Source organism: Longispora urticae, from assembly GCF_053902585.1.
On sequence record NZ_JAQZSH010000054.1, the window covers coordinates 1 to 23,827 of the forward strand.

The following is a 23,827-nucleotide window of genomic DNA, read 5'->3' on the forward strand; positions in this document are numbered from 1 at the left end:
GTCGGTCTACGAAGAGGTCCTGGCGTGACCGACACGCTCCAGCTCCGCCAGGTCGACCCCGTGGACGCGCTCGCCACCAAGGTGTCGGACCGCTGCGGCCTGGCCATCGACCCGCTGCAGATCGCCGCGATGCTCGAGAGCGACGGCATGACCGACCGGATGGCTCTCCAGGACTACGGCTACAAGGACGTGTTCGCCCTCGCCGAGGACATCTACCGGCGGATCCCGCACCGGGGCCCCGGCGAGCCGCACCCGCGCCCCGACCGGATCCAGGCCCTGCGCGAACTGTCCCACGGCCTGCTCTACACCCTGCCCAGCGCCGTCTTCCCGGCAGTGGCGTTCCTGCTCGGGGCGAAGGACACGATCACCGGCATGGTGTACGCGACCGCCTTCGGCTGGGTGTGGACCATGGGCTGGACCTCCGTGGCGTACCGGATGCTCGGGCACGGCCGCACGGACCTGGCCGCGACGGTGCTCCGCCGCAGCCTCGTCCTCGGGGTGCTCGTCCCCACCGCGATCGGCGCGCTGTTCCTGCCGCCCCCGACCCTGGCCCTGACCGTCGCGCAGCTCGCGTTCCAGCTCGCGGGCGGCATCCTGTTGTTCCACCGCCGCGAACCGGTGCTGTTCGCGCTGTCCGCCCCCGCCGTCGGGGTCGGCCTCGGCTTCCTGTTCGGCGACGGCACCCGCGCCCTGGCCGTGGCCGCCGTGGCCGCCGCCGGGGCCTGCGTGCTGCTGGTGTGCGTGTTCGCCGTGCGCGAGGTGGTGCGGATCGCCCCGGTCAAGGAGCCGGCGGTGCCGATCCGGTCGGAGATCCCCCGCGCGCTGCCCGTCATCGCCTACGCCGCCCTGTCGGCCCTCTACCTGCTGTCCGCCGACGCGCGCTTCGACCAGCCCCGGCTCGACCTGGCGCTGGCCGTGACGCCGATCGTGCTCGGCATGGGCGTCCTGGAGTGGCGGGCCCGCCGGTTCGGGGAGCGCAGCCTCGGGCTGTTGCGCCGGACCCGGTACCCGGCCGAGTTCCGGACCAGGGTGCTCCGGGCGTTCGCCGTCGACCTCCTCGTCGCCGTGGGGACGCTGGCCTGCCTGGCCGGGGTGCTCGCGGCGTTCCTGTACGCCAACGGCCAGCTGTCCCGGCTGGGCGTGGCGTCGTTCGCCGGGCACGTGCTGCTCGGCGGCGCGTACTTCACGGGTTTCCTGCTCATCAACCAGGCCCGGTTCGGCCGGCTGCTCGGGGTGCTCGGCTGCGTCGTGGCCGGCTACCTGGGCGCCGTGGCCTACCTGGGCCCCGACCGTCAGGTGCTGGTGTTCGGCATCTGCAGCGCACTGCTCGTGTTCGGCCTGGTCATCGGGCTGCTCCCCGATCTCGGACAGGTCTGGCGTTACGCCAGCTACTAGAGAGGAACTGGTCATGCACGTAGTCATCCTCGCCGGCGGCCGCGGTGTCCGGCTCCGTCCGTACACGACCGCCCTGCCGAAACCCCTCGTGCCCATCGGCGACGAGTACGCGATCCTCGACATCATCCTGCGGCAGCTCCGCTCGTACGGGTTCACCTCCGTGACCCTCGCGATCGGGCACCTCGGCTCCCTGATCCGCGCGTTCGTCGGCGACGGCTCCCAGTGGGACCTGTCCGTCGACTACGCCGAGGAGGACCGGCCGCTGTCGACGATCGGCCCCATGTTCAACATCCTCGACCAGCTGCCCGAGCACTTCCTCGTCATGAACGGCGACGTGCTCACCGACCTCGACTACGGCCAACTGCTCCGCGAGCACATCGCCTCCGAGGGACCGCTGACCGTGGCCACCTACAACCGCCAGGTGAAGATCGACTTCGGCTGCCTGGAGGCCGTGGACGGCACGATCGTCAGCTTCTCCGAGAAGCCCACCCTCGACTACTCGGTGAGCATGGGCATCTACGGCATGTCCCGCAAGACCCTCGCCCCGTACCCCAAGGGCGTCGCCTTCGGTTTCGACGACCTCGTCCTCGACCTCCTCGACCGGAAGGAGCCGCCCGCCTCGCACCTGTTCACCGGCTACTGGCTCGACATCGGCCGGCCGGACGACTACGACGAGGCGAACCGGACGTTCGACCAGATCAAGCCACTGTTGCTGCCGGGCCCCCGACAGCCGGAGGACGACACGCCGTCCGCCGGTCACGACAGCACCGCCACCCCCGTGCCCAGTCCACCCGTATCCACCTGGCGGTAGTCCATGCGAGTTCTCCTGTTCGGAGCGTCCGGTTTCATCGGCAAGAACGTCCACGCGGCGCTGACCGCGGCCGGGGCCGAGGTGCTGCCCGCCGGCCGGCGCGGCCCGATCACCCACGACCTGGTGGTCGACGGCCCGGCGCGGCTCGCCTCGCTGCTGGCCGCGCACCGGCCCGACGCGGTCGTCAACTGCGCCGGCCTGCTCAGCGGCAGTACGGCCGAGCTGGTCGAGGCCAATGTCACGGCCGTGGCCCGGCTCGTCGACGCGTGCTCCTTCCTGGGTACCCGGCTCGTCACGCTCGGCTCGGCCGCGGAGTACGGCGTCGTGCCGCACGGCGTGCCCGTCGCCGAGGACGCCCCCTGCCGCCCCGTCGGCGGGTACGGCGTCACCCGGCTCGCCGCCACCGAACTCGTCCGGCTGGCCGTGGCCGACAACCGGCTCGACGGCGCGGTGCTCCGGGTGTTCAACCCGCTCGGCCCCGGTCTGCCCGCCGACAACGTCCTCGGCCGGGCGCTGCGGCAGCTGCACTCCGGGGTCGTCCGGCTCGGGCCGCTCGGCGCGCACCGGGACTTCGTCGACGGCCGGGACGTGGGCTCGGCGATCGCCGCCGCGACCCTCGCGCCGGAGCTGCCCGAGACCGTGCTGAACGTCGGCAGCGGGGTCGCCGTCGCCACCCGGGAGGCCGTGCGGATGCTGTGCGCGGCGGCCGGGTTCACCGGGGAGCTGATCGAGGGCGAGCAGGCGCCCGGGCGGTCGGCCGGGGTCGAGTGGATCGCGGCGGACCTGACGCTGATCACCCGGACGCTGGGGTGGCGGCCGGCGTACGACCTGGAGGCGGCGGTGAAGGAGCTGCTGCTCTAGGGTGCGCCCGCGCGGGCCGGCCGCCACCGGCCCCGCACCGCACCGCACCGGCCCGCCCCGGCCCGGACCGGACCGGCCTCACTCCCGCGATGTGCGGCGCCCGCCGACCCCGGCTTGACCTCGATCCCGGTGGAGATGGCAGGGTCCCCGACATGACCGTTGTCGCGCCCTCCCGGCGGCCCTACCTGCGCGTCCTGCGCCACCCGGTCCTCCGCCGGTTCCTGCCCGCCGTCCTGCTGTCCGCGTTCGGGGACGGCATGAGCTTCGTCGCGGTCGCCTGGCTGGCCGTGCAGCTCGCCCCGGCCGACCAGCGCGGGGTGTGGACGGGCCTGGCCGTCGCCGCGTACGCCCTGCCGGCCACCCTCGGCGCGGCCCTGCTCGGCCCGCTGGTGCGCCGGTTCGACGGGGCGCGGCTGGTGGCCGTGGACGCGACCCTGCGGGCCGGCATGCTGGGCACCATCGCGGTACTGGCCATCGCGGACCTGCTCGACCCGGGCCTGTACGTCGCCCTCCTCGCCGTGTCCTCGCTCCTGCACGCCTGGGGCAACGCGGGCGTGTACACCCTGGTCGCGGAAGAGCTGGACGACGAGGACCGGGTGACCGGCAACGCGCTGGTCTCCTCGGTGCAGCAGGCGTCGTTCGTGATCGGCCCGGCCCTCGCCGGTCTCGCGACGGCGGTCGCGGGTCCCGGCTGGGTGATCGGGGTCGACGCGGTGACGTTCGCGGTCCTGGCCGTGACCTGCGTGGGCATCGTCCGCTCCCGGCCGCCCCGGATGCTGCCGCCGCCGGAGCGGGGCGGCGCGTGGCGGACCCTGCGCGCCCATCCGCAGCTGCTGGCCCTGATCGGCGTGACCTGCGCGTTCTTCTTCCTGTACGGCCCCGTCGAGGTCGCCATGCCCGTGCACATCGCCGACGAGCTGCACGGGTCGGCGGGCCTGCTGGGCGGCTACGTCGCCGCGTACGGCGTCGGGACCGTCCTCGGCTCGCTGTGCGCCGGGCTGCTGCGCCGGCTGCCGCTGTGGCCGGTGATCGCGGCGATCGTGGTCGGCTGGGGGCTGTGCCTGCTGCCCAACGGGCTCACCGACGCGGTGGCCCCCGGCATGATCGGCTTCGGGATCGGCGGGTTCGTCTACGGCCCGTTCACCGCGATCTGCACGGCCCTGTTCCAGAAGAGCGCCCCGGCGGAGCACCTGAGCCAGGTGCTCGCGTTCCGGGGGGCGCTGATCTCGCCGGCCGCGGCGCTGGGCACGGCGGTCGGCGGCCCCCTGGTGGGTGCGATCGGCGGCCGGCAGACGATGCTGGTCTCGGCCCTGGCGACGATCCTTTTCGGGGTACTGCTCGCCCTGGCCTCGATACCGACCCTGCGCCGCCGCTGACCCGCCACCGCGCCCCGCCAACTCCCCGCTGTCGGCGCCGCTGACCGCCCCGGTGGCCGTCCACGCCACCGGGGCGGTCCCACGCGCCCGTCCCTCTCCGGCCAGGCTCCCGGCTGGCCGGCCGGGGACCTAGCGCCAGGTGACCGCGACCGGCAGCCTGCGCGCCCCGGTCATCACCCGCGCGTCGTACAGGTCGGGGTCGGGGCCGACCGCGAACTCCGGGCACTCCTCCAGCAGCATCGCCGTCGCCAGCCGGGCCTCCAGCCGGGCCAGCGGCGCGCCGATGCAGAAGTGGATACCGTGCCCGAAGCTCAGGTGCGGGTTGGGGTTGCGCCCGGCGTCGAACAGGTCGGCCCCCGCGAACTGCCGCTCGTCCCGGTTGGCCGACGCCAGCCACAGGTTGAGCACCTGACCGGCCCTGATGTCCCGCCCGGCGAGCGTCACGTCGGTCTTGGCGACCCGGACCAGGCGCGGGAACGGCGTCCGGACCCGGAGCACCTCCTCCAGGGCCGTCGCCAGGCCCGTCGGGTCGGCCCGCAGCGCCGCCGTGGCGTCCTGGTGGGTGTCGAGGGCCATCACCGTGTTCCCGAGCAGCAGGGTGGTCGTGATGTGCCCGGCGATGAGCAGCAGGCCGACGAAGCCCACGATCTCCTCGTCGTCGAGCCGCTCGCCGTCCACCTCGGCCGCGATCAGGGTGCTGGTCAGGTCGGCGGTGGGCGCGGCGCGCCGGGCCCGGATGTGGTCGAGCAGGTACGCGTTCATCTCGCGGACCGACGCGCCCACCGCGTTCAGGGTGGCCTCGTCGGGCACCAGCTGCTCCGGCCTGGCGTCGCTGAGCAGCCCGTCCGCCCAGCGCCGGAAGGCGGCCCGGTCGTCGGCGGGCACGCCCAGGAGCTCGGCGATGACGATCACCGGCAGCGGGTACGCCAGGTCGGCGACCAGGTCGAACGCGGACGCGCCCCGCACGGTGTCGAGGAGCTCCCGGGTGACCTGGGTGATCCGGGGCGCCAGCTCGGCGACGATCCGGGGCGTGAACGCGCGGCTGACGAGCCGGCGGAGCTTGAGGTGCCGGGGCGGGTCCATCCCGACGAAGCTGCCCTTGGCGAACAGCTCCAGGTCCTCCTGGGGCGGGATGAGCGCGCTGAGGTCGGACGAGAACGTGCCGGGGTCGGCGAGCACGGCCGACACCTCGGGGTAGCCGAACACGTGCCAGGCACCGAACGGCCCGTCCCAGCTCACGGGCTCGGAGCCGCGCATGTGGTGGAACCAGTCGAGCAGATCGGCGGGATGGGAGGACTGTTGCGCGAAGGTTGCCGTCATCGCGGTACCTCTTCCTTTTTAGACCTTTATAGACGACAAGTCCCCAGCACGCATCGAGGTTTCACCATGGCTCGAAAGCTTCCGCCGGCCGGCCCCCCGGGGCATACTGCGGGGCATGCCCGTCCGCGTGCAGTTCACCCTCGCCCTGCTGCTCGTCGCGTTCGGCGGGGCCGTCCTCGCCATGCCGGCCGGTTTCGAGGGGCCTCCGCTGGTCGACCTCGGCACCGGGCACGCCGTGTCCCCGCTGGACCTGGTGGGCGCGGTGCCGCTCGCCGTCGGCGGTACGTGGCTGGAGATCCTGATCGTCGTCCGGCTGCCCCGGCTCCGGCTCGGCCCGCGTACCCTGCTGGGTCTCGGTTTCGCGGCCGGCCTGGGCCTCGGGCTCGTCCTGGCCTCCGTCTACCAGGGGTACTGGTGGTGGGCCATCGGCGCGGGCGCCTTCGCGGTGGTCCTCGCCGGCCTCACGGTCCGCGCCCTGACCACGACGGAGACGACATCCGCTGTGGAGTCGGAACCGCCGACCGCCGACCCGTCGCCGGGCGGGTCGCCGACGGCTGACCTCCCGGCGGCCGGTTCCGCGCCGGCGACGGGCGGTGCTCCCGCCGGCCGGCCGGCCGACGACGCCGCCACGGCCCGGGTGGCCACCGCTCCCCGGCACGAGGTCCCGGTGATTGTGGGCGACCCGGCACCGGCGGCCCCCGGTGCCGGGTCGGCCCCGGAACCTGCCCGGCCGGGCCGCCGGAGCAGGAAGAAGGAGTCCCCGGACGAGTTCACCCTCGGCCTGGGCGACTGACGACGGCCCGCACCCCGGAGACCACGGCCGGGCGCGGACGGACGGCGCCCGCGACCATGGCTGGCCGGGGCGCCGGATCCGGGTTCAGACCCTGCTCAGGGCCTTGTCGCTGATCGAGCACACCATCCCGAACCGTTCGGCCCGCCGCCGCGCGAACTCCGTCAGCGCCGGGGTGTCCGCGTAGTCCAGGGCGAACAGGTCGATGTCGAGGTGCAGCAGGCGCTCGGCGTACTGGGCGTGCACCTCCAGGGTCTCCGGCGGCCAGGGCGCGTACCCCCCGTCGGTCCACCGGGCGGAGAACGACTCGAACAGCACCCCGTCGACCAGCTCCCCGAGCTGCGGCAACAGCTCGAAGCCCCGGTTGGCGAGCAGGTACGCGTCCGGCGCCGCCGCCCGCAGCGCCCCGATCAGCGCCAGGGTGTGCGGCAGGTCCTCCGGGTAGGTGAACTCCACGTTCAGGCAGTCGAGGAACAGCCCGTGGAAGCCCGCGTCGAGGGCCGCCGTCGCCTGGCCGAGGACGTGCGCGACCCAGCCCGGGTGCCCGACGTGCACGAAGTGCCCGCCCCAGTCGGGGTTGCGGGACGGCCGGTGCCAGGGCGCGGGGTCGGGGTCGACGTCCTCGGTGACGCTGAGGTAGCCGAGCAGCCGGACCCCGTCCGCCGCGAGCCGGGCCAGTTCGGTCGGGCGGTAGAAGTCGGGCTGCAGGACGGCGCACCGGTACGTGGCGAGCTTGTCGAGTTCGCCGTCGCCGTAGTAGAAGACGATGTCCTGGCCGACCGAGCCGGGCACCCCCGGGCCCCGGGCGATCCCCGGGGAACCGTCCGGGAAGCCCGGTCCCGGAAACGTTCCCGGGCTCGTGGCCGGGCCCGGGAGGCCGGTACTCACCGGTTGTCCCGGTACCAGTCGAACGTGCGGCGCACGCCGTCCTCCAGGGACACCTTCGGCGCGTACCCGGTGAGGTCGCGCAGTTTGGTCAGGTCCGGGCAGCGGCGGGCCACCGAACCGGCCGGCGCGGGCGCGATCTCCAGCTCGGGCTTGACGCCGGCGATCCCGTGCACCAGGCCGACCAGGTCGCCGATGTTGGTCTCCTGGGTGTCGTCGCCGATGTGCACGATCTGGCCGACCGCCTCCGGGGACGCCATCAGGAGCACCATGGCCTCGACCGCGTCGTCGATGTAGCAGAACGCGCGGTGCTGCTCGGACCCGTACACGATGAAGGGGTCCTCGCCCTTGAGGGAGCGCAGCGCGAGCTCGGGGACGACGTGGTCCGCGCCCATCCGGGGGCCGTAGACGTTGTGGAAGCGGCCGATCACGGCCGGCACCCCCGAGTGCGCGACGGCCGCCTCGCCCCAGAGCTTGGAGATGGCGTAGGTGAACCGGGGGGCGGTGACGTCCTGGATGTGCAGCGGGACCGTCTCATCGGTCGGGACGGCGACGACGCCGGCCGTGACCCCACCGGCGTACGCCTCGCTGGTGGACGCGAAGAAGAGTTTCGGGCCGCGCGACGGCGAGCCGTCCACGGCCGGCGCGGCGTCGTGCGACCGCGCGCCGGGCTCGCCCAGCCAGTCCAGCAGGTGGGACAGCGCGAGGGTGTTGATCCGCAGCACCCGCGCCGGGTCCCGCTCCACGTTGCGCACCCCGACGACCGCCGCCAGGTGGTAGATGTGGTCCCAGCCGTGCGGGATCCGCTGCCACGCGGCCGGGTCGGTCAGGTCCGCCTGGATGATCTCGTAGCCGAGGTCGTCGCGGCCCCGGGAGAAGTCGTCCACCACGGTCACGTCGTGGCCGTCGGCGACCAGCCGCCGGGTCAGGTGCGCGCCGATGAACCCGGCGCCGCCGAGCACGAGGATCCTCATCGCGCCACCGCCGAAGAGGCCGCGGCCGCGCCGGACACACCCGCGGTGCCGCCGACCTCGTAACCCAGCCCGACGTAGGACACGCCGAAGGACTCGACGACCGCCTCGTCGAGGATCCGCCACGAGTCGTAGACCAGCTTCGGGGTGCCCTCGGCGAACAGGGCCGGCAGGTCCAGGGCCCGGTACATCGGGTGGTCGGTGATCACGAGCACCGCGTCGGCGGCGGCGAACCCCTCCTGCAGGGTCACGGGCCGGCCGCCGTAGGCCGTGATGACCTCGGGGGTGACCAGCGGGTCGTGGCCGAGCACCTCGACACCGGCGGCCTTGAACACCGGCTGCATGGCCGCGATCGGCGTGCCCCGCATGTCGTCGGTGGGCGGCCAGCCCTTGTACGCCCAGCCGAGCACCAGCACCGACTTGAGGTCCTGCACCAGCGAGAGCAGCCGGTGCGCGACGTGCACGGGCAGCTCCTCGTTGAGGGCCCGGGCCCGGCCGATCAGGTAGGGGGTGTGCCCCTCGCGCTCGGCGGCGGAGATCAGGATGTACGGGTCCTTGGACAGGCACCCGCCGCCCACGTACCCGGGCTTGGCGATGTCGGGCCGCGGGTAGTCGAGGTTCGTGGCCCGGATGACCTCCAGCGGGTCGAGCCCGAACCGCTCGGCGAGCAGCGCGACCTCGTTGCCGAACGCGTAGATCACGTCGGTGTGGCAGTTGTTGGTGAGCTTGACCATCTCGGCGGCCTCCATGGAGGAGACGGGCACGAGCTGGTTGGCGAGCCCGCCGAACAGCTCCAGGCCGGCGTCGAGGGACCGCTGGTCGAGGCCGCCGACGACCTGGGGCAGTTCGACCAGCTCGCGGAGCGCCTGGCCCTGGATGGTGCGCTCGGGGGCCATCACGACCTTCGCGCCCTCCCACAGCTCGGGGAGCACGACCCGCCGGCTGGTGCCGACCGGCACGGTGCTGCGCACGACGACGAGCGTCTCGGGCCCGCAGACGGCGGCGATGTGCTTCGCGGCGGCGGCGAGGTTGAGCAGGTACGGCTCGTGGGTCGTCTCGTCCACGGGGGTGGACACGCAGATGATGGCCGCGTCGACCCCGTCTGCCGGCAGCTCGGAGCCCACGTGGATGGTCTTCCCGACGAACTCGGCGAAGACCTCCTCGCAGCCCGGCTCGAAGATGTGCGGCTTGCCGGCGGCCAGGGACTCCAGCACGGCCGGCTGGGTGTCCACGCCGAACACGGTGAAGCCCTTGCGGGCCAGCGCGGCGGTGAGGGTGAGCCCCACGTAGCCCATGCCGATGACGCCGATCCGTTTCATTCGCAGCTCCTGGTGATGGTGTCGAGTGCTCGGGTGGTCACGTAGCCGGCGAAGCCCTCGGCCGCGTAGCTCGCGCACGCCTTCCGGATGTTCTCGGGGCGGGTGGCGTAGTCGACGGCGAGGACGAGCTTGCCGGCCTTGCGCAGTTCACGGGTCTCCGCCAGGTTCTCGGGGCAGAAGTCCTCGTCGCACGGCTTGTCGGTGGCGAGGAAGAACAGCTCCTCCATGCCGATGCCGTCGATGGCCTCGGTGTAGCCGGAGTATTTGCGCAGCTCAGGGGAGTTCTGCGGGAAGATCAACAACTGGGGGGAGTACTTGGCGATCCGCACGATCAGGTCCGCCATCTTCCGGCCGAGCGTCTCGCGGGTCTCCCCCTTGACCAGCTTGAGGTCGATCTCCTCGTAGGCCAGCGGCGTGTCCAGGTAGACCCCGTCGAAGCCGGCGCGGGCCGCCTGGTCGAGGCGCGGGCGGACGACCTTGTCCCACCACGCGGCCTCCCAGTAGCGGACGAAGAACTCCTCGGGCCAGTCGTCCCACCGGTTCAGGACGAGGTCCTTGACTCCCGGGTACTCCGGCCGGAAGTTCTCGATGGAGCCGATCTCGAAGTACGCCAGGACGGTCTTCCCGCTCCTCTTCAGCGCGGCGACCTCCTCGGCGCGGAAGTAGTCGGTCTTCGCGTCGCGGGCCAGGTCGATCACGGCGAGCTGACCGGGGGCCTTGGTGACGTCCTCCAGGGTGCCGCCCGGGTAGTTCTGCAACTGGTACACCCAGGAGCTGATCTTCGGGGTGGCCGGCTTCGGACGGGGGCTCGCGCCCGGGCTCGTCGTGTGCAGATTCCCCTGGTCGGAGGGGTTGGCACCGGAGGCGGGCGGGTCGACCGCCGTCGGGGTCGCCCGGGGCGTGCCGCCGGCGGTGGAGGTGCAGCCGGCGACGCTCAGGACGAGCAGGAGGGCGAGGCAACGGCGCATGTCACATCCCTGGAGGGCGTTAACTAACCGCGACCACAGTCACACTCACAGCGTCGCCAGGCAACTCCCGAACCAGACATAAGCATCGCAAAGACCTGTCGGAAAGACGGCAGCCCGGCATTGAATAGATTGGGCACATGTGGCGTAGCTGGGAACAGGTCCACGAGACCGTCGAGCCGGTGTTCTGGCGCGACGGTCACCTCGTCGTGGCCGGGCCCGCGGAGGTGAGACAGGTTCTCGCCGACCCCGACACGTACCGGCCGGACAACGCGCTCGACGCCGTCACCCCGATGTCGGTGGCCGTGATGCGGGTCCTGGCGAAGTACCGGTTCAAGCTGCCGGCCACCCTCGCCAACAACGGCACCGACTCGCACCCCATGATCCGGGGCGCCGTGTTCGACGCGATGCACCCGGCCCGGGTCGAGGCGCTCCGGCCGTGGCTGACCGGCATCGTCCGCCGCCGGGTCGCCCCGCTGATGCGCCGGCTGCGCGCCGGGGAGTCCGTCGACCTGCACGCCTCGCTCACCACCGACCTCCCGCTGCTGGTCCTCGCCCGGCTGATCGACCTGCCGGTGGCCGACGTCCGCCGGGTCAAGGACTTCTCCGCCGCCGCCCTCGAACTCTTCTGGGCCCCGCTCCCCCTCGACCGCCAGCTGCTGCTCGCCGACAAGGTCGGCCAGTACCACCGCGAGCTGCGGGAGATCGCCCGGACCGGCCCGGGGCTCGCCCGCGACCTGCGCGGGGCCGGCCTCACCGAGAACGAGGTCACCGCCGCGCTGTTCTTCCTGCTCGTCGCCGGCCAGGAGACCACCTCGCAGTTCCTGACCCTGCTGCTGCACCGGCTCGCCGAGGAGGGCCTGCCCGACGGGTACGACACGGCGGCCGTCGTCGAGGAGGGCCTGCGGCTCGACCCGCCGATCCCGACCTGGCGGCGCCTCGCGGCCGTACCGTCCACGCTGGCCGGTGTCGACGTACCCGCCGGCACGTCGGTCCTCCTGTGGCTGGGCGCGGCCGGCCGGGCGGTGGCCGCCGACCCGCACGCGATGGTCCCCGGCCAGCGGGGCTCGCGCCGGCACCTGGCCTTCGGGGCGGGCGCGCACCGGTGCGTGGGCGCGCAACTGGCCCGGATGGAGGCCGCCGTCGTCCTGGACGAGGTCGCGCCGCTGCTGCGGCGGTCGACGGTCGTCACGGCGCCGAGCTTCCCGGCGAACCTGTCGTTCCGGATGCCGGACACGCTCGTGGTGCGGCGCGCGGATCCGGCCCGGCCCGCGGACGCGGCCTGACGGTCGGATTTGGCCCACCAGACGGATGTGGCCCGACACACGGATGTGGTGCGGCGCGCGGAAAGATAGAGTCGCGTAACTACAAGACGGTGAACGGGAACCGGGGTGTGGCCGTGAGAGCGCTCCGCCGGGACGGGGATGTGGCGAAGAAGGGCGCGTGCCGCACCCGAGGGAGCGGGTGCGGCACGCGGCGAGCTGGGCGGGGACTCCGGAATCCCCGCCCAACCCTTCCCTTTGGCAACCGAGCTACACCCCTACCCCTCAGTGGAAGCGCGCTCGGTGACCGACCCGGCGACACGCAACGCCGGGCTCATCTCCGCGATCGGTGCCACCGGGACCGGCGGTGGTGCGGTGATCGCGGTGAAGAACGGCAACAGCCTGGCCACCTGGGCCATGGCGGGCCACAGGGGCACGGTGCGGGCGACTGGGAGAAACGTCGGCACCGGACCCCGATCGGTCGGTGCGGAACGGGGTCGCATCCTTGTTCCGCCTCCAATCCGATCTTATTGGACGATCTGTCCAACGAGATTGGACACTACTGCGACATGTCGGCCGCCCGCAAGGGGTCTACAGGAGTAACCTTTGTTATCTGCTAATCGAGTCGGCATCCCGAGGCCCCGTTGAACGCATTGCAGCAGCTCATCCGCTCAAGGATGGAGGATCGCCGATGGTCGTACGGCGATGTCGCCCAACGCGGCGGACTGCCTCGCTCCACCGTGCACCACATCGCGACCACTGACCGACTCACCCGTCCTCCGAATCCGACCACCCTGGAACGCCTGGCCATCGGCCTCGAGGTGCCCCTCGACACCGTGCGCGCCGCCGCCGCCGACGCCGCAGGGCTCAGCACCTGGCACCAAACGGTGACCGACCCCGAGATCGACGTCCTAGTGGCGGGACTCACACAACTGAGTCCCCAGGACCGCAGACACGTCCAGGCGCTGGTGGAGTCGCTTCTGGACGATGAACGCCGTCGCAACGATCTTTCCTGACGTCGATTTCATCCGGGTAACCCTTACGTAACAACCGGTTATGGGCTTACGGTAGTCGGTGTGAGCGCCGATCTCCGTTAGGGGGAGCCGATGCGGGTCGTGCGCTGTTCGACATTGCCCGTGCTGGTGCGGATCGCCGACCGGGACGACGTCCTGGTCTCCGTACCGGCATGTCTGTCGACAGAGGACGTACTGTCGCTGGCCTTTCTCGTGCTGTGCCGCGAGGAGTACTGCGAGTTGAGCCGAGAGCTCGCCCTGGGAGTGGGCGAGCTCGTTGTGGGACGGGCGTCAGAGTGACCGCAGGTCGAGGAAGTGCCAGACGAGGGATTCGTGGTCCCCTGTCGACCAGCACAGGACGCCGTCACGGACCAGCACTCCGTAGGCCGTGGACTCCACGCGCACGGCCCTGCGGCGCGCGATGTCGTACAACCACACCGTGAGAGCCGAGCCGGTCGCGTTGGACACGCCCGGGGTCGAGTACACCTCGTAGCGGTCCAACGGGGCCGGACCGAAACCCAACGGAGACGCGTCGGATCCCCCGATCCGGCGCGCTTCCGTGCCGTCCGTCCGGCGCAGCTCGAACTCCCCGCCGCCGTCCGCCCGGGTCGTCACCGACCGGCACCACACCGGTGAGCAGGTCAGCTGCTGCCCCGGGGTGCCCTGCTGCGGGCGCCGCTCGCCGGTGACCAGGTTGGTCACCTCCATGGGCCGCCCCGGCGCGGACACCACCCACGGCCACGCGGACAGCACCACGTTGCCGGGCACCGCCCGGATCGTCACCGGGCCGCCGTCGACCGGCACCGACCGGATCTCCGTGTCCGCCTCGCCGACCGCCGCCGCCCAGCGCACCTGGCCCTCGGCGACCTGCAGGTCGTAGCCGGTGCCGTAGATCAGCGGGCTGCCCGTGTCGGCGGTGAGCTGCCGGGCCGGGCCGCCCGCCCGCGCCGCCGTCCACACCGTGTACCCGACCCGGCCGTCGGCGCCCGACGCGCTGCGCAGCCAGAACAGCGCCTCGGGGGTGGCCGCCACCGCGTCCACGGACTTCGTGCGGTCGGCGGGGGCCAGTTCCCGGTAGCCGCCCGGGGAACGGAGCACGAACGACGGCGCCGCCGCCTCCACGGCCAGGCTCCCGACCGAGAACCCGGGATCCAGAAACAGCATCGGGGTGTACGACTGCCCGTCCGCCCCCACCGCCGGCAGCGTCCCGGTCACCGCCCGCGGCCACACGGAGGCCACGGTCTCCGGACCGCCCGTCGGGCGCTTCGGCGACTCCGTCGTGGGCAGCGCGAGCAGTGCGCCGACGGCGATCACGGCGGCGGCCGTACCCACCCGCAGCCTGAGGTCGGTCACGGGGCCGGCACCTGCGGATTCATGCCGCCGAGATTACTCGGGAAAAACAGTTGGCAAGCGGCTGGGCGGCGGCATAACGTAGCCATCGAGACGTTGAGAGGAGGTGGTCCAGAGTTGAGTAAGCATCGGACACATGAGGTGGCTGTCTCCTAGCCGCTGTCCTTCTGGACTCTCGATGGTCGCTGGCCGGACGCGGTGCGGCGACAGAGACAGTCATCTGATCCCCGGGGTGCCGGAGCTTGTCCTCCCGGCCCACGCCGCAAGGCGTGGAAGCACCCCGGGGATCACCCTTTTCTCCCGCCGGTGACGACACCCGGACGGTGAGGCCGAAAACCCCCAATATCTGCGTCGGCTACCAGAGTGGGGCATAGCGCTCGGCGAAGACGCCCGGGAGGCCGCCGGTGTGCAGGAAGACCGTGGTCGCCGCCGGGTCGAGTGCGCCGTGCCGGAGCCCGTTGATCAGCCCGGCCATCGCCTTGCCCGTGTACACCGGGTCGAGGACCAGGCCCGTGGTCCGGGCCGTCAGTTCGATGGCCGCGAGCGCCGCGCGGGTCGGGGCGCCGTAGCCGCCGCCCAGCTGGGAGCCGTCCAGGGTCGGGGCGCCGGTCGGGGCCGGTCGGCCGGCCAGCGCCGCCGAGCCCTCCGCGAGCCGGACCAGCCGTTCGCGCAGGTCTCCGAACTCCGTCACCCGCACGCCGTGCACCGCACCCCAGTCGCCGAGCCCGGCGGCGAGGCCCGCGTGGGTCCCCGCCGAGCCGGTCGCCGTGACGACCAACCGCAGGTCGGGGACCTGGGCGCGCAGCTCGTCGGCCGCCCGGACGTACCCGAGGGCGCCCGTCGGGGAGCTGCCGCCGAACGGGACCAGGTAGCCGCCCCGGGCCGTCGTCGCCGCCGCGATCGCCTCCTCCAGCGGGCCCGTGGTCCACTCCACGGTCGCGCCGAGCAGCCGGTCGAGGATCAGGTTGCCGCTGGGCTGGGCCGGCGGGGAACCGGCGAGCACGAGATGGCACCCCATGCCGAGGTACGCCGCCGCGGCCGCCGTCGCCCGCGCGTGGTTGCTCTGCGCGCCGCCGCCCGTGACCAGCAGGGTGTGGCCGGCCGCCCGGGCCGCCGCGCACAGGTACTCCAGCTTGCGGGCCTTGTTGCCGCCCCCGACCAGGCCGGTCAGGTCGTCGCGTTTGATGAACAGGGCGCCGGGGCGCATCCCGATCGCGGCGGCCAACCGGTCCGCCCGTTGTACCGGGGTCGCCCCGGCCGTGAACTCCACCCTCGCGTCCATCCGCCATGTGTACCGCATGATCAGTCGACGGCGAGCAGGATCGCCTCGGTGGGGTGGAGGGTTCCGCGTTCGCGCAGTTCGAGGAGGGTGGCGCCAACGGCGATGTCCCGGAACCGCCCGACGAGGGCGGCGCGGGCCTCGTGGCGCACGTCAGGAATCGCATTCTCAGCCTCTTCCACCAGGCACAGTGCCGTCACGCGGATCCGGGTGCCGAGCGTCCCGCTGGCGGCCTGTCTCCAGGTGAACACCGGCAGAGCCGACGCCCTGAGCCGTTGACACGCCGCATCCGCCCAGGACCGCAGGTGGCCAGAGGGCACGAGTACCGGAAACTCCGCGCAGGCCTGTCGGGTGATCTCGGCCAGATTGTCGGGCGATACGGCCCGGGCCCAGTTCTGGGGCCTGCCAAGCTGGCACATGGCGCGTGTGAACGCCGGCGTGACCACTTCGAGCCTCTGCTCCTCGGCGAATCTCGTGACGTTCGCCTGCCGCACGGCGGACTCCAGCGCGGCCGCCGTGCGGTGGCCCAACAGGGCCACCCGGGACTGGTCGAGCACCGCGTCGATCTCCCCGGCGCGGATCGCGGCCAGTTCCCCCTCCGTCGTCCCCTGATCCAGGAAACCGGTCAATGCCGCGAGAGCGGGGGCGAGAACCTCGGCGTCCGAGTGATTCCGCGCAGCCAGGTTCTCGTATACCGTCAGCAGCAGCCGCGTTCCGGTCCCACTGTTCTGGTGGCCGGGGTAGGCGAGTTCCAACCAGGTCTGGCCCGCATCCCGGAGATCAGGGGAGAGCTCCGGCGGAATCAGCCCCCCGTCGATGGCCCTGACCACCCGCACGACCATGTCGAGGTCCAGTGCGGAGTCGATCAGCCGGGCCTGGACGAACGGCGGATCCATCGCTGGATCCTCGTGGTGCGACGGATCCCCCCGGACACTGGATAGCACGCGCCAGTCCGACAGCGTCCGGGCCAGCAACAGCTGTGCCACGGTGGCCGCCAAGTCACCCAGGTCGGCGTCGCACACCCGCTGGAACTCCTCGAAGGGGACGGTCCACGGATGCGGGCGGCGTGGCCGGGTCCACAGGCGCGGCGCGGCCGCGGGCGGGTCCACGGTCCACAGACTGAGCCCGTACCGGGTGGCGGGTTCGGAAACCTCACTGGCAGCGGCCTCGGCCGTGGTGGGCAGCCGGCATTGCGGCCCACCACTGGCCTCGTTGATCCAGTCCACGAACCCGGCCGCGTTCCCCCCGAGAACCCCCAGGACGGCTGTGTCCGTGGCGTCCGGTCCGCCGGGCGCCAGTGCCGGGTCCAGCGGCAGGTTCTCCGAGTTGTCGTGCTGGAACAGCAGATAGAGCTTGGCGGGTACGACGCGCGCGCAGATCGCCTGGTCCCAGGCGGTGTGCACCACGTCGCGCAGGTGCCGGGTGGCCAACACCCCGGCGAACAGCCGGCGTTGCTCGGCACTGGTGCCGGACCCGGTCGACGTGACCAGGAGCCGTTCCAGCCGCTGGGCGAGCCCGGGGTCGAGGGGCTGGGCGTCGGTGGCGTGTTCGGCGCAGTCGAAGGCCAGTGCCCAGGCGGTGACCGTGTCGCTCCCCAGGCACTCGCGGACCACGGCGTCCGGGCCGGTGAGCATGGCGTAGAACAGCAGGGTCTCGTGCCACCAGGGGTCCTCCACCGGCAGCGTGTCCGGGGGCGACGCGGCCAGCGCCACGGCCGCGAGGTACTCCTGGAAGGTGCGGTGCGTGAACGCGTACCGGCCGAGGCTGGTCTCCACGAACAGGCCGTGCAGCCCGGCGAGGTCCAGGAACGCCTCGGCGGTGACCGGGAGCGCCCGCATGTGCGGCCCGAGCGCGTCGAGCACCTGGGCCCGGGTCCACGTGGTCGCCCGGCCCTCCCTGGTCATGGCCAGCGCCAGGCCGCTGAGCAGGAGTTCCGCCTGCTCGACGGGGAGGGGCACCGCGATCCGCTTGTCCTTCTGGCGGTCCTCCAGGACGGTGCGGCAGATCTGCCGGTACAGCTCCAGGCGGCTCGACGGCAGCGAGCCCCGGTCGCGGTGCACGAAGTACAGCATGGTCAGCAGGAGCGGGTTGCGGGTCAGCGGTCGGAGCCGGGAGGCCTCGCCGAGCTGCCGGGACAGGTCGGCGGCCCGGCGGGCGGACTCCCGCGAACCGACCGCGTCATAGGCGTCCACCACGAACGCGTCAACCTGCGCGGCCGTGAACGGTTCGACCTCCAGGACGGCGGCGTCGTCGAGTCCGCCCGCCCGGTACCCGTCGGGGCGGGAGGACAGGACGTAGTGGTTGCCGTGCTGGGCGTACCGGAGAATCTGGGTGTTGGCCCACGCGACGATCGCCGAGCGCTCCCCCTCCGTGGCCACCTCGTCGAGGCCGTCGAGCAGGACCACGCACCGCCCGGCGACCAGCAGGTTCTCGAACCAGGCGACCAGCGCGTCGGTCCGGCGCGGCTCCGGGGCGAGGAGCCCGGGCACGGTACCGCCGGTCAGCAGCGGGGCCTTGGCGCGGCCGACGAGGGTGGACAGCCGGATCGCCGGGTCGGCGACGATCGCGGCGACATGTTCGCGGAGTGCCAGGAAGATCGGGATCCGGTGGCCGTGCGGTTTCGGGTTCCGGTAGGTCTGGCGGGCGATCCGGCGCAGCAGGGTGCTCTTGCCGCTGCCCGGGCCGCCGAGGACCACGAGGACGGCCTGGTCGGCGTCGCCCAGGTAGCTGGTGAGGTCCTGGCGGCGGTCGCTCTCGTTCCGGCCGTCGCGGACCAGGTGCGGGGAGGCGCTGCGCGGGGCGCGGGAGACGAGGCTGACGTCGACGTACACCGCGTCGAGGTCCAGGCCCCGGGCCACCAGGCCGCCGAAGCCCTCCCGGCCCATCGTGCGGGAGTCGGTGAGGACGACGCGGCGGTACCAGGGGCCGAAGCGGGAGAACCAGCGGACGAGGAGCAGCTCCAGCCAGGCGACGAGCCGGGGGCGGACGTGGCCGAGCAGGTCGGTGGCGAGTTTGCCCAGGCCGCCGATGACCAGGGCCACGACGGCGACGACGGTCGGGCCCAGATAGCGGTGGGTGACCGCGCCGGAGATCCACGGGCCGACCACCGGGACCGACGCCGCGCCCGCGCCGAGCGCGACGACCCAGGACGGCAGACTCTTCAGGCTCGCCACGAGAGCATTATGCGCCCGCCCGGCCCTCCACTAGGGACTCCGCCACCGACGGGGAACCGACACGGACGACGCGTCTCGACCCCGATGGGCGAGCCGCCCGGTGCGACACGCACCCACCCGAACTGCGGCGCCCGCCCGAGCCCCGGAATGGCGCGTCCACCGGCGCCCGGCGCGGAGCCGGCCGGGACAGCGGGCCGGCCGCAGGGTCCCGGTACCCCGGTGAAGGGTGTCAGGGGGTGAACCAGGTCGGGGCCGCCGAGCGGAACTCGGTCGGGGGCAGGGCACCGGCGCCCTCGGGGACGACGCCCGTCACCGGGGGCAGGTCCTCGCGGTTGGTGTGGTCGGCCAGCCCGGGTTCGCGCGGCCAGGAGCCGATCACCACGTCGGCGGACAGGCCCCGGCGGGCGAGGGCCTCCAGGGTCAGGGCCGTGTGGTTGAGGGTGCCCAGGCCGGCGCGCGCCACGACCACGAGCCGGGAGTCCAGGGCCGTGGCCAGGTCCGCGACGGTCCAGCCGTCCTCGCCGAGCTGCACGAGCAGGCCGCCCGCGCCCTCGATCAGGACCAGGTCCTCGTCGAGCGCGGCGACGGCCTCGACGACCGTCCTCATCGGCAGTTCCGGCAGCCCCGAGGTGCGGGCGGCGGTGCGCGGGGCGAGCGGGTCGGGGTAGCGGGCGAGTTCCAGGACGCGCACCCCGGCCAGGCGGGCCACGGTCTCCGCGTCGGACTCCTCGCCCGGGGCCAGGCCGGTCTGCGCCGGCTTGACCATGACGACCCGCTGGCCCTCGGCGGCGGCCCTCGCGGCCAGGGCGGCGGTGACGACGGTCTTGCCGACGCCGGTGTCGGTGCCGGTCACGATCAGGGTGCGCACGCGGTCACCACCTCCAGAGCACGGTCGAAGTCGTGGCGGGGTACGCCCGCGTTGATGGTCAGTCTCAGCCGCGCCGTGCCGTCCGGGGTGGACGGTGGCCGGAAGCAGCCGACCGCGACGCCCTTGTCCCGGCACGCGGCGGCCCAGTCGACGGCGGCCTGCGGGGACGCGGCGGGCACGGACAGCACCCCGCCGGCCGGTACGCCGGGCAGGTCCAGCGCCTCCGACGCGGTGGCCGCCCGGGACCGCAGCTCGTCGCGCGCGATGTCGAAGCCCCGCGCGAGGCCCACCGCGGCCCGGGCCCCGGCCATCACGGCCGGCGGCGGGGCGGTGTCGTAGATGAACGTGCGCCCCGTGTCGACCAGGTGCCGGCGGACCGCGGCCGGGGCGAGGACGACCCCGCCGGCCGCGCCGAGCGACTTGGACAGCGTCGCGGTGACGATCACGTCGGGTTCGCCGGCCAGCCCGGAGTCGGCCGGGCCGCCCGCGCCGCGCGGGCCGATCACGCCGAGGCCGTGCGCGTCGTCCACGATCAGGACCGCGCCCGCGTCCCGGCACGCGCGGTGCAGGTCGGCGAGGGGGGCCAGGTCGCCGTCCACGGAGTAGATGGACTCCACGATGACGAGGGCGCCGGGGCGCAGGTTCGCGGCGACGTACGCGACGTCGTTGTGCGGGGCGACCAGCGGGGTCAGGCCGGTGGCCCGGACGCCGTCGATCAGGGACGCGTGCGCGTGCGCGTCGATGACGAGCTGGGTGTCCCGCCGGGCCAGGCCCTTGATCACGCCCAGGTTGGCGAGGTAGCCGGAGGAGTAGACGAGCGCCGTCTCCGCGCCGGTCCACGCGGCCAGTTCGGACTCCAGCAGCTCGTGCTCCGGCGTGCCGCCCCGGACCAGCCGGGAACCGGTCGCGCCCAGGCCGTACTCGGCCAGGGCCCGGGCCGCCGCCGCGATCACCACGGGGTGCCGGGACAGGCCGAGGTAGTCGTTGCCGGCCAGGTCGACGGCTGCGGCGTCGCGCGCGGTGACGGTGCGGCTCAGGCCTGCCTTGGCGCGGAGTTCTGCCTTGCGCACGAGGCGGGCCCAGGTCACCGGGGGTCTCCCGTCGGGCCGCGGCGGACGCCGTCGGCCCGGACGCGGCGGCCGGCGAGGGTGGGGGCGGGGTGGGCGGTGCCGCGGGCTCCGCTGTGGGTGAGGCTGCGGGGCGCGGGGGTCTCCCGTTCCGCGAGGACGGTGTCGGCCGCGGCGGGGGCGTGGCCGGGCGCGGCGGGGGCCTGCGGGGTGTGGCCGGGCGCGGCGGGGCCAGCGGACGGGGCTACCCGCGCGGCGGTGGGAGCGGTCCGGGCCAGCTGGTCCGGAGCGGACGAGGTGGTCCGGGCCGCGCCGACGGGTGCGGTCCGCGTCCTGCCGGGCCGGGGCCGGTCGGCCGGGCGGGCGGAGGCACCGCGCAGGGCCACCGGGATCTCCGCGAGCGGGGTCACGTGCTCCGGCGCGACGCGGGGCCGGGGCACGGCGGAACCAGTCGACGCGGGCCGGGGCACGGCGGACCCGGTCTGCGCGGGCTGTGGCACGGCGGACCCTGCCGACGAGTGCCGGGGCGGGAAGGCGTGTCCGGCGGCGCTCAACGGACGACCTCGTCGATCGCCTCGGCGAGGGCCCCGACCATCAGGTCCTGTTCCGCCTCGCCCAGGGTCAGCGTCGGCATCAGGATCACGGTGTCGCCGAGGGGACGCAGCCACACCCCCCGGCGGCGGGCCGCCCGGCACACCTCGAAGCCGGTCCGGTGCCGCACGTTGGCGACCTCCACGCCGATCATCGCGCCGAGCTGGCGGATCTCCACGACGCTGTCGCGGTCGCCGACGGGCTTGAGCAGGTCCGCGAGCCGGGCGCCGAGGACCGCCACCTGGCCGGGGAGGTCGCGCTCGACGGCGAGGGTCAGGTTGGCGTTCGCGGCGGCGCAGGCCAGCGGGTTGGCCGTGTAGGTGTGGCCGTGGAAGAACGTCTTCTCGGGGGCGCCGAGGAAGGCCGAGTACACCTCGTCGGTGGCGAGGACGGCCGACAGCGGCAGGTACCCGGCGGTAATGCCCTTTCCGCACGTCAGCAGGTCGGGAGTGATCCCGGCGTGCTGGTGCGCCCACATCGGGCCGGTCCGGGCGACGCCGGTGGCGACCTCGTCGACCATGAGCAGGGCGCCGTACCTCGTCGCGAGCTCCCGTGCCGCGCGCAGGAAGGACGCGTCGTAGGTGAGCATCCCGGCGGCGGCCTGGACCATGGGTTCGAGCACGATGGCGCACACCTGGTCACCCTGGGCGGCCATCACGGCCTCCAGCTCCTTGATGACCTCGGCAGCACGTTCGACGGGCGTCTGGCCGGGGGCCCGCAGCCCCGGGGAGCCGACGGTGGCCGTCTTCAGCAACAGCGGCCGGTACGTGGCGTGGAACAGCTTCATCCCGCCGACGGACACGGCCCCGAGGGTGTCCCCGTGGTACGCCTCCGACAGGTGCACGAACAGCGGCCGGGCCTGCCCGCTCTGCACCGAGTACTGGTAGGCGATCTTCAGCCCCGCCTCGACGGCGCTCGAACCGTCGCCGGCGTAGAAGACCTTGTCCAGGCCGGGGGTGAGGGCGAGCAGCTTCTCGGCGAGTTCGATGCCGGGGGTGTGCGTGGCGCCCAGGAAGGTCGAATGGTCGAGTTTGCCCAGCTGGGCGATGATCGCGGCGTCGATCTCGGGGGTGCGGTGCCCGAAGGTCGTCACCCACAGCGAGGAGACCCCGTCGAGGTATTTGTTGCCATCCGTGTCGAACAACCACGGCCCCTCGGCCCTGTCGACTACGGTCGGCTCATCTTCCAGCCACATTCCGTGCTGGGTGAAGGGATGCCAGACGCTTGCGGCATCGCGACGGAGCCAATCAGACACGTGTGCCCCCACTTGTGTGCTCCCCACAGGATCGCTTGTAGGGTAACGCCATGTCTGATGTCCTCGCGCGGGCCCGCCGCGAAGTACTGCCCACCGGCGTCGGCCTGGACGAGGCCGGTGTCCTCGAGGTCCTCGAGCTGCCCGACGACCAGCTCCCCGACGCCCTCCAGCTCGCGCACGAGGTGCGGATGGCCTGGTGCGGCCCGGAGGTCGAGGTCGAGGGCATCGTGTCCCTCAAGACCGGCGGCTGTCCCGAGGACTGCCACTTCTGCTCCCAGTCGGGGCTGTTCCAGTCGCCCGTGCGCAGCGTGTGGCTCGACATCCCCGAGCTGGTCAAGGCCGCGCAGCAGACCGCCGCGAGCGGGGCCAGCGAGTTCTGCATCGTCGCCGCCGTGCGCGGCCCGGACGCCAAGCTGATGAAGCAGATGCGCGACGGCGTCAAGGCGATCAAGGAGGCCGTGGACATCCAGGTCGCCGCGTCGCTGGGCATGCTCAACCAGGAGCAGGTCGACGACCTGGTGGACATGGGCGTGCACCGGTACAACCACAACCTGGAGACCTGCAAGTCGCACTTCCCCAAGGTCGTCACCACCCACTCGTGGGAGGAGCGCTGGGAGACGCTGCGCATGGTCCGCGAGTCGGGCATGGAGGTCTGCTGCGGCGGCATCCTCGGCCTCGGCGAGTCCCTGGCGCAGCGGGCCGAGTTCGCGGTGCAGCTCGCGGAGCTCCAGCCGCACGAGGTCCCGCTGAACTTCATCAACCCGCGCCCCGGCACCCCGCTCGAGGAGCTGCCGCTGGTCGAGACCTCCGACGCGCTGCGGGCCATCGCCGCGTTCCGGCTGGCACTGCCGAAGACCATTCTGCGGTACGCCGGCGGGCGTGAACTGACCCTCGGCGACCTGGGTACCCGCGACGGCCTGCTCGGCGGCATCAACGCCGTGATCGTCGGCAACTACCTGACGACGCTCGGCCGCCCCGCCGACGAGGACCTGAGCCTGCTCGTGGACCTCAACATGCCGATCAAGGCCCTGAACACGACCCTGTGACGGGGTCGGGAGGAGTCGCGGTGCTGAAGTGGTGTGACCACTGCGGGCTGGCCGCCGCCGAGGGCGGCCACGAGGCGTGCTCGCGGGCCCGGGAGATGGAACCGCCCCGGTTCTGCCCGGAGTGCCGGCGCCGGATGAAGGTGCAGGTCCTGCCCGCGGGCTGGTCCGCTTCCTGTGTGGAACACGGCGTGACCAGCAACACCCTGATTCAGTGAACGGCGGACGGGCAC

At 73.1% G+C, this 23,827-nt stretch carries 22 protein-coding genes; 10 read left to right on the forward strand and 12 right to left on the reverse strand.

Features of this window, described 5'->3' with window-relative positions; genetic code table 11:
• Positions 1 to 24: 24 nt before the first annotated feature.
• The 4 genes from PT931_RS34320 (at position 25) to PT931_RS34335 (ending at position 4,443) form a co-directional block, all read left to right on the forward strand.
• Positions 25 to 1,395, forward strand: a complete 1,371-nt coding sequence (locus PT931_RS34320; RefSeq protein WP_456249885.1) for a hypothetical protein — start codon at positions 25 to 27, stop codon at positions 1,393 to 1,395.
• 13 nt (positions 1,396 to 1,408) lie between these two features.
• Complete coding sequence (locus tag PT931_RS34325) at positions 1,409 to 2,206, forward strand: nucleotidyltransferase family protein (RefSeq protein WP_456249886.1); 798 nt, start codon at positions 1,409 to 1,411, stop codon at positions 2,204 to 2,206.
• 3 nt (positions 2,207 to 2,209) lie between these two features.
• A complete protein-coding gene (locus tag PT931_RS34330) occupies positions 2,210 to 3,067 on the forward strand; it encodes an NAD-dependent epimerase/dehydratase family protein (protein WP_456249887.1) in 858 nt (285 codons plus the stop codon).
• A gap of 152 nt (positions 3,068 to 3,219) precedes the next feature.
• Complete coding sequence (locus PT931_RS34335; RefSeq protein ID WP_456249888.1) at positions 3,220 to 4,443, forward strand: MFS transporter; 1,224 nt, start codon at positions 3,220 to 3,222, stop codon at positions 4,441 to 4,443.
• Between the two features lie 129 nt (positions 4,444 to 4,572).
• Here PT931_RS34335 and PT931_RS34340 read toward each other — a convergent pair whose 3' ends face one another.
• Positions 4,573 to 5,763, reverse strand: a complete 1,191-nt coding sequence (locus PT931_RS34340; protein ID WP_456249889.1) for a cytochrome P450 — start codon at positions 5,761 to 5,763, stop codon at positions 4,573 to 4,575.
• Positions 5,764 to 5,878: 115 nt separating this feature from the next.
• Here PT931_RS34340 and PT931_RS34345 point away from each other — a divergent pair, with 115 nt between their 5' ends.
• On the forward strand, positions 5,879 to 6,556 hold the full coding sequence (locus PT931_RS34345; RefSeq protein WP_456249890.1) for a hypothetical protein: 678 nt from the start codon (positions 5,879 to 5,881) through the stop codon (positions 6,554 to 6,556).
• An 84-nt stretch (positions 6,557 to 6,640) separates the two neighbouring features.
• On the opposite strand, the gene PT931_RS34350 is transcribed toward PT931_RS34345, so the two are convergent.
• From PT931_RS34350 to PT931_RS34365, 4 genes are read right to left on the reverse strand one after another with little or no spacing between them, the layout of a single operon-like run.
• Positions 6,641 to 7,441: a hypothetical protein gene (locus tag PT931_RS34350; RefSeq protein ID WP_456249891.1), complete on the reverse strand. Its 801-nt coding sequence runs from the start codon at positions 7,439 to 7,441 to the stop codon at positions 6,641 to 6,643.
• Entirely contained in the window at positions 7,438 to 8,412 is a 975-nt protein-coding gene (locus PT931_RS34355; RefSeq protein ID WP_456249892.1) for an NAD-dependent epimerase/dehydratase family protein, read from the reverse strand. The genes PT931_RS34350 and PT931_RS34355 overlap by 4 nt, the downstream gene beginning before the upstream one ends.
• Positions 8,409 to 9,728, reverse strand: coding sequence for a nucleotide sugar dehydrogenase (locus PT931_RS34360; protein WP_456249893.1), 1,320 nt, complete (start codon positions 9,726 to 9,728; stop codon positions 8,409 to 8,411). Before PT931_RS34360 ends, PT931_RS34355 begins: the two co-directional genes overlap by 4 nt.
• On the reverse strand, positions 9,725 to 10,696 hold the full coding sequence (locus PT931_RS34365; RefSeq protein ID WP_456249894.1) for an endo alpha-1,4 polygalactosaminidase: 972 nt from the start codon (positions 10,694 to 10,696) through the stop codon (positions 9,725 to 9,727). The genes PT931_RS34360 and PT931_RS34365 overlap by 4 nt, the downstream gene beginning before the upstream one ends.
• Before the next feature lie 137 nt (positions 10,697 to 10,833).
• Between PT931_RS34365 and PT931_RS34370 the strand changes: the two genes are divergently transcribed.
• From PT931_RS34370 to PT931_RS34380, 3 genes are all read left to right on the forward strand, one after another.
• Positions 10,834 to 11,979 carry a cytochrome P450 gene (locus PT931_RS34370; protein ID WP_456249895.1) on the forward strand — a complete coding sequence of 382 codons (1,146 nt, stop codon included), beginning with the start codon at positions 10,834 to 10,836 and terminating at the stop codon, positions 11,977 to 11,979.
• Between the two features lie 620 nt (positions 11,980 to 12,599).
• Positions 12,600 to 12,971, forward strand: a complete 372-nt coding sequence (locus tag PT931_RS34375) for a helix-turn-helix domain-containing protein (protein ID WP_363726065.1) — start codon at positions 12,600 to 12,602, stop codon at positions 12,969 to 12,971.
• 90 nt (positions 12,972 to 13,061) lie between these two features.
• The gene (locus PT931_RS34380) at positions 13,062 to 13,268 is read left to right on the forward strand and encodes a hypothetical protein (RefSeq protein WP_363726067.1); all 207 of its coding nucleotides are present in this window, start codon (positions 13,062 to 13,064) and stop codon (positions 13,266 to 13,268) included.
• Here PT931_RS34380 and PT931_RS34385 read toward each other — a convergent pair.
• From PT931_RS34385 to bioA, 7 genes are all read right to left on the reverse strand, one after another.
• Positions 13,260 to 14,321: a hypothetical protein gene (locus tag PT931_RS34385; protein WP_456249896.1), complete on the reverse strand. Its 1,062-nt coding sequence runs from the start codon at positions 14,319 to 14,321 to the stop codon at positions 13,260 to 13,262. The genes PT931_RS34380 and PT931_RS34385 overlap by 9 nt on opposite strands.
• Before the next feature lie 352 nt (positions 14,322 to 14,673).
• A complete protein-coding gene (locus tag PT931_RS34390; protein ID WP_456249897.1) occupies positions 14,674 to 15,600 on the reverse strand; it encodes a 1-aminocyclopropane-1-carboxylate deaminase/D-cysteine desulfhydrase in 927 nt (308 codons plus the stop codon).
• A 20-nt stretch (positions 15,601 to 15,620) separates the two neighbouring features.
• Positions 15,621 to 18,770, reverse strand: a complete 3,150-nt coding sequence (locus PT931_RS34395; RefSeq protein ID WP_456249898.1) for an NACHT domain-containing protein — start codon at positions 18,768 to 18,770, stop codon at positions 15,621 to 15,623.
• A gap of 229 nt (positions 18,771 to 18,999) precedes the next feature.
• Positions 19,000 to 19,629, reverse strand: a complete 630-nt coding sequence (gene bioD / locus PT931_RS34400) for a dethiobiotin synthase (RefSeq protein WP_456249977.1) — start codon at positions 19,627 to 19,629, stop codon at positions 19,000 to 19,002.
• A complete protein-coding gene (locus PT931_RS34405) occupies positions 19,626 to 20,726 on the reverse strand; it encodes an 8-amino-7-oxononanoate synthase (protein WP_456249899.1) in 1,101 nt (366 codons plus the stop codon). Before PT931_RS34405 ends, bioD begins: the two co-directional genes overlap by 4 nt.
• Positions 20,723 to 21,145 carry a hypothetical protein gene (locus PT931_RS34410; protein WP_456249900.1) on the reverse strand — a complete coding sequence of 141 codons (423 nt, stop codon included), beginning with the start codon at positions 21,143 to 21,145 and terminating at the stop codon, positions 20,723 to 20,725. Before PT931_RS34410 ends, PT931_RS34405 begins: the two co-directional genes overlap by 4 nt.
• A gap of 110 nt (positions 21,146 to 21,255) precedes the next feature.
• On the reverse strand, positions 21,256 to 22,578 hold the full coding sequence (bioA, locus tag PT931_RS34415) for an adenosylmethionine--8-amino-7-oxononanoate transaminase (RefSeq protein ID WP_456249901.1): 1,323 nt from the start codon (positions 22,576 to 22,578) through the stop codon (positions 21,256 to 21,258).
• Positions 22,579 to 22,601: 23 nt separating this feature from the next.
• On the opposite strand from bioA, the gene bioB reads away from it, so the two are divergent.
• Positions 22,602 to 23,597 (forward strand): biotin synthase BioB, encoded by a 996-nt coding sequence (gene bioB / locus PT931_RS34420; protein ID WP_456249902.1) that lies wholly within the window; start codon positions 22,602 to 22,604, stop codon positions 23,595 to 23,597.
• Positions 23,594 to 23,812: a biotin synthase auxiliary protein BsaP gene (gene bsaP, locus PT931_RS34425; protein WP_456249903.1), complete on the forward strand. Its 219-nt coding sequence runs from the start codon at positions 23,594 to 23,596 to the stop codon at positions 23,810 to 23,812. Before bioB ends, bsaP begins: the two co-directional genes overlap by 4 nt.
• Positions 23,813 to 23,827: the final 15 nt, after the last annotated feature.